Below are 1,041 nucleotides of genomic sequence, written 5' to 3'. Positions count from 1 at the left end.
TAGCCGCGGGCCAACGCCCATAATGGCGGGCTCGGCCGACAGCAGTTTCTTCGCCGCCGCCCTGACCTGGTCGAGCGTCACCTGCTCGATGAGGGCCGGGCGGTGCTGGATGTAGTCTATGCCGCGCTTGTCGAGCTGCAGCCTGAGAAGCGTGGCTGAGATCGCCCTGGAGGAACCAAGATTGCTGATAGCATAGGCCCCGATCAGATACTTTTTGCTCGCTTCGAGCTCGGCCGCTGTTGGCCCGGTGTCCACCAGCTCTTTGATTACTTGTCTAATCAGGTCGAGTGTCTCCGCCGCCCTGTCGGCGCGCGTCGACGTGGTCACGACAAGCGTGTTGGAATGCTGGCGGCCTTCCAAACTAGAGGACACACCGTAGGCCAGGCCACGCTTTTCCCGCACTTCCTGGAACAGACGTGAGGTGAATGGCGAGCCTCCGAGTATATCGTTTATCAGCTGCGCGGCATAGAATTCCGGGTCGCTGCGTCCGACGCCGGGAAAAGCCAGCTGGAGCGAAGTCTGGGGCAGGGCGTATGCGACCAACGTCCACTGGCCGAGCTTCGGGGTGACATCAGGTACCTGGGCGAGCGCCTGCTTCTGAGGCAAATCGCCGAACAACTGGTCGAGCCTTGCACTCAGGGCTTTGGCATCGATGTCGCCGACAACCGCCACGTGCAGCCCCTCGCGGGCGAAAGCGGCCTTGTGGAAGGCGCTTAGATCGGCGGGCGTTATGCGGGCCAGGCTTTCCTTGGTGCCCTCGGGCGGCCTCGAATACGGATGCGCGCCGTAGAGCCTGCGCCGCCATGCATCCCTGCCGATCGCGTGAGGTTCGCGCTCGTTGGCGATGATGCCGGAGAGAAGCTGAGCGCGGGTTCGGTCAAAGGGTTCCTGATCGAAGCGGGGCCTGTTCAACGCGAGCCTGATGAGATCGAAAGCGGCGTCCTGGCGCTGGGAAAGCATGCGCACCGAGCCATAGATGCCGTCAGGCCGCGCGTGGAAGCTCATCTCAGCGCCGGCATCATCGAGCCGCACCTGAAAGGT

At 63.1% G+C, this 1,041-nt stretch carries 1 protein-coding gene; it reads right to left on the bottom strand.

Features of this window, described 5'->3' with window-relative positions:
- The coding region (locus AC0L2Z_RS35290) for a M16 family metallopeptidase (protein ID WP_473630628.1) at positions 1-1,041 on the bottom strand (1,041 nt) is incomplete at both ends.

It is taken from the genome of Mesorhizobium sp. WSM4850 (assembly GCF_055811735.1).
This window is presented reverse-complemented; position numbering and strand designations above follow the sequence as displayed.